The sequence below is a fragment of the Megasphaera vaginalis (ex Bordigoni et al. 2020) genome (genome assembly GCF_900240295.1).
In the GTDB taxonomy this organism is placed as follows: Bacteria; Bacillota; Negativicutes; order Veillonellales; family Megasphaeraceae; genus Megasphaera; species Megasphaera vaginalis.
In genome coordinates, this window is the sequence record NZ_OEQB01000014.1 from 1 (window position 1) to 5,190 (window position 5,190).

3 rRNA genes are annotated in these 5,190 nt (G+C 52.8%); all 3 read left to right on the forward strand.

The window, feature by feature from the left end:
* Positions 1 to 180: 180 nt before the first annotated feature.
* Positions 181 to 1,748: ribosomal RNA gene (locus C0977_RS10690) — 16S ribosomal RNA — on the forward strand.
* Positions 1,749 to 2,053: 305 nt separating this feature from the next.
* A 23S ribosomal RNA gene (locus tag C0977_RS10695) occupies positions 2,054 to 4,968 on the forward strand.
* Positions 4,969 to 5,071: 103 nt separating this feature from the next.
* Positions 5,072 to 5,188, forward strand: a 5S ribosomal RNA gene (rrf, locus tag C0977_RS10700).
* The 16S, 23S and 5S rRNA genes sit together here, the layout of an rRNA operon.
* The last annotated feature ends 2 nt before the right edge of the window (positions 5,189 to 5,190 follow it).

Here is a 5,190-nt window from a genome sequence, read left to right on the forward strand (position 1 = left end):
AAAGATCTTGACAGACTAGGAATAGTTTGGTAAGATAAACGAGTCGCCAAACGGCGGCGTGGCCTTTGAAAACTGAACAATGCAACGAATGAAACGCCAGAGTGCAGGTCTCAAGAAATTGAGACATCAAAAGTAAGACAACAATAATATCGAAATGAGCACAAGCTCTTTCCATACACTATCATGGAGAGTTTGATCCTGGCTCAGGACGAACGCTGGCGGCGTGCTTAACACATGCAAGTCGAACGAGAGATGAAAAGAAGCTTGCTTCTTTTGAGATCGAGTGGCAAACGGGTGAGTAACGCGTAAACAACCTGCCCTACGGATGGGGACAACAGTTGGAAACGACTGCTAATACCGAATACGCTCATAGAGCCGCATGACTTTATGAGGAAAGGATGGCCTCTACATTATGCTATCGCCGGAGGAGGGGTTTGCGTCTGATTAGCTAGTTGGAGGGGTAACGGCCCACCAAGGCGACGATCAGTAGCCGGTCTGAGAGGATGAACGGCCACATTGGAACTGAGACACGGTCCAGACTCCTACGGGAGGCAGCAGTGGGGAATCTTCCGCAATGGGCGAAAGCCTGACGGAGCAACGCCGCGTGAGTGAAGACGGCCTTCGGGTTGTAAAACTCTGTTATACGGGACGAATGTAGGCATGGTTAATACCCATGCGTAGTGACGGTACCGTAAGAGAAAGCCACGGCTAACTACGTGCCAGCAGCCGCGGTAATACGTAGGTGGCAAGCGTTGTCCGGAATTATTGGGCGTAAAGGGCGCGCAGGCGGTTCAGTCAGTCTGTCTTAAAAGTGCGGGGCTTAACCCCGTGAGGGGACGGAAACTGCTGAACTAGAGTATCGGAGAGGAAAGCAGAATTCCTAGTGTAGCGGTGAAATGCGTAGATATTAGGAGGAATACCAGTGGCGAAAGCGGCTTTCTGGACGAACACTGACGCTGAGGCGCGAAAGCCAGGGGAGCGAACGGGATTAGATACCCCGGTAGTCCTGGCCGTAAACGATGGATACTAGGTGTAGGAGGTATCGACCCCTTCTGTGCCGGAGTTAACGCAATAAGTATCCCGCCTGGGGAGTACGACCGCAAGGTTGAAACTCAAAGGAATTGACGGGGGCCCGCACAAGCGGTGGAGTATGTGGTTTAATTCGACGCAACGCGAAGAACCTTACCAAGCCTTGACATTGATTGACCGGCATAGAGATATGCCCTTCTTCTTCGGAAGACAAGAAAACAGGTGGTGCACGGCTGTCGTCAGCTCGTGTCGTGAGATGTTGGGTTAAGTCCCGCAACGAGCGCAACCCCTATCTTCTGTTACCAGCGAGTAGTGTCGGGGACTCAGGAGAGACTGCCGCAGACAATGCGGAGGAAGGCGGGGATGACGTCAAGTCATCATGCCCCTTATGGCTTGGGCTACACACGTACTACAATGGCTCTTAATAGAGGGAAGCGAAGGAGCGATCCGGAGCAAACCCCAAAAACAGAGTCCCAGTTCGGATTGCAGGCTGCAACTCGCCTGCATGAAGCAGGAATCGCTAGTAATCGCAGGTCAGCATACTGCGGTGAATACGTTCCCGGGCCTTGTACACACCGCCCGTCACACCACGAAAGTCATTCACACCCGAAGCCGGTGAGGTAACCGCAAGGAGCCAGCCGTCGAAGGTGGGGGCGATGATTGGGGTGAAGTCGTAACAAGGTAGCCGTATCGGAAGGTGCGGCTGGATCACCTCCTTTCTAGGGATAAGCAGAGAACCGGATGTGAAGGAGCCAGGCGACGCACACAGCCGTGTGAATCGTTTAGGCCGAATCTTGATTCGGCCAAGGCAAAGTAACAACCGAGTTTCCTTATACTAGGTCGAGCATTCTGCCATTCGACATGCATTGTTTAGTTTTGAAAGGCCAAGAACCTTTCAGCCGTACCTTGACAACTGCATAGAAAAGCATAGAAATGACAAACCTCTTTTTTGAAGAGAAAGAAAACCTTAGTATCCACTTGTCAGCAGAAACTGACGAGTACGCGAAACATACAACGAGACGAAAGTCAAGTAAGAAAGGGCGTACGGCGGATGCCTTGGCCATATCAGCCGATGAAGGACGCGATAAGCTGCGAAAAGCTGCGGTGAGGTGCAAGTAACCGTTGACCCGCAGGTCTCCGAATGGGGCAACCCGGCAGTAGCAGTACTGTCACCCTCGCAAGAGGGAGGGCACCCGGTGAACTGAAACATCTAAGTAGCCGGAGGAAAAGGAATCAAGAGAGATACCCCCAGTAGCGGCGAGCGAACGGGGCAGAGCCCAAACCGGGACGGGAAACCGACCCGGGGTTGAGGACTGTCAACAAAGACACAGACGAAGCGGAAGCGGTTGGGAAACCGCGCCAGAGACGGTGAGAGCCCGGTACGCGTAAGGACATGTCTGGGACAGGATCCAGAGTACCACGAGACACGAGGAATCTAGTGGGAAGCAGGGGGGACCACCCTCCAAGGCGAAACACTGATATGGACCGATAGCGCATAGTACCGTGAGGGAACGGTGAAAAGAACCCCGGGAGGGGAATGAAAGAGAACCTGAAACCGTATGTCTACAAGCAGTCGAAGCACCGTATGCGTGCGACGGCGTGCCTATTGAAGAATGAACCGGCGAGTTATTTCATCCAGCGAGGTTAAGCAGGAAATGTGGAGCCGCAGCGAAAGCGAGTCTGAAGAGGGCGAAGAGTTGGATGGAATAGACCCGAAACCACAGTGATCTATCCATGCCCAGGTTGAAGCACAGGTAAAAATGTGTGGAGGACCGAACCAGTGAGCGTTGAAAAGCTTTTGGATGAGGTGTGGATAGGGGTGAAATGCCAATCGAACGTGGAGATAGCTGGTTCTCCCCGAAATAGCTTTAGGGCTAGCCTCATGAAAAGAGTATAGGCGGTAGAGCACTGAACGAGGTAGGGGCCTATCCGGCTACCGAACTTAATCAAACTACGAATGGCTATACTTATGCATGGGAGTCAGACTGCGAGTAATAAGACCCGTAGTCAAGAGGGAAACAGCCCAGACCAACAGCTAAGGTCCCGAATGCCGTACTAAGTGGCAAAGGATGTGGAGTTTCGAAAACAACCAGGATGTTGGCTCAGAAGCAGCCACCATTAAAAGAGTGCGTAATAGCTCACTGGTCGAGAGACTCTGCGCCGAAGATGACCGGGGCTAAGTACGGAACCGAAGCTTTGGCATGTATGGAAACATACATGGGTAGGGGAGCGTTCCTGCATGGGCGAAGGCTGACCGGAAGGACAGCTGGACAGGCAGGAAGAGAGAATGCCGGTATGAGTAGCGAAAAGAACGGTGAGAATCCGTTCCACCGAAAGCCTAAGGGTTCCTGGGCAACGATCGTCGACCCAGGGTAAGTCGGGACCTAATCCGAGGCGAAGACGCATAGGAGATGGACAGCAGGTTGAAATTCCTGCACCGGCGGCGTTTGCTTGAGCGAAGGAGTGACACAAGAAGGAAAGTTCGCATGCGATTGGAAGAGCATGTCCAAGCAGGTAGGTTGCTTTACAGGAAAAACCGTAGAGCTGAAAGCCGAGACGTGATGGGGAGCTTCTGGAAACAGAAGTGAAGGAACCGGGACTCTATTGTCAAGAAAAACTTCTAGTGAGAACGCAGCCGCCCGTACCAAAACCGACACAGGTAGGCAAGAAGAGAATTCTAAGGTGCGCGGGAAAACCCTCGTTAAGGAACTCGGCAAAATGTATCCGTAACTTCGGGAAAAGGATAACCCTGTAAGTGTGAGGCGCAGAAACGCGCGGAGCATGAGAGGGTGGCAGAAGAGAGGCCCAAGCGACTGTTTACCACAAACACAGGCGTCTGCGAAAGGGAAACCTGAAGTATAGATGCTGACACCTGCCCGGTGCTGGAAGGTTAAGAGGACGTGTTAGCTGTAAAGCGAAGCAGAGAATTGAAGCCCCAGTAAACGGCGGCCGTAACTATAACGGTCCTAAGGTAGCGAAATTCCTTGTCGGGTAAGTTCCGACCCGCACGAAAGGTGTAACGATTTGGGCACTGTCTCAACGAGGGACCCGGTGAAATTGAAGTACCTGTGAAGATGCAGGTTACCCGCGACTGGACAGAAAGACCCCATGGAGCTTTACTGTAACCTGAGATTGGATTTTGGTAGAAGATGTACAGGATAGTTGGGAGGCGGAGAACTGCGTACGCCAGTATGCAGGGAGCCGACGGTGGGATACCAACCTTGTTTTATTGAAATTCTAACGAGAGATGTAACAAATCTTCGGACAGTCTCAGGCGGGCAGTTTGACTGGGGCGGTCGCCTCCGAAAAAGCAACGGAGGCGCCCAACGGTTCCCTCAGCGCGGACGGAAACCGCGCGAAGAGTGCAAAGGCAGAAGGGAGCTTGACTGCGAGACGGACAGGTCGAGCAGGGACGAAAGTCGGGCTTAGTGATCCGGTGGTAGAGAGTGGAATTGCCATCGCTCAACGGATAAAAGCTACCCTGGGGATAACAGGCTTATCTCTCCCAAGAGTCCATATCGACGGGGAGGTTTGGCACCTCGATGTCGGCTCATCACATCCTGGGGCTGAAGTAGGTCCCAAGGGTTGGGCTGTTCGCCCATTAAAGTGGTACGCGAGCTGGGTTCAGAACGTCGTGAGACAGTTCGGTCCCTATCCATCGCGGGCGGAAGAAACTTGAAAGGGGCTGCTCCTAGTACGAGAGGACCGGAGTGGACGAACCAATGGTGTACCAGTCATACCGCCAGGTGTGCAGCTGGGTAGCTACGTTCGGGACGGATAAACGCTGAAAGCATCTAAGCGTGAAACCAGCCTAAAGATGAGGTTTCTCATGACGCAAGTCAGTAAGGCCCCATGAAGACGACATGGTAGATAGGCCGGGAGTGGAAGTACAGTGATGTACGGAGCGGACCGGTACTAATCGGCCGAGGACTTGACTTAAAGAGAAGAAGCGTAGGGATAGATAAGGGCATGGATATGCTTTTCAATGTAGTTGTCAGGGTACGGAAGGAGCCGTTGGAGGACAAATAGACGGCGAGAGGAATTCAGTGACGATAGCTGTAGGGATCCACCTGTTCCCATACCGAACACAGCAGTTAAGCCTACAAACGCCGAACGTACTTGGGGGGAGGCCCCCTGGGAGGATAGGAAGTTGCTGATTAC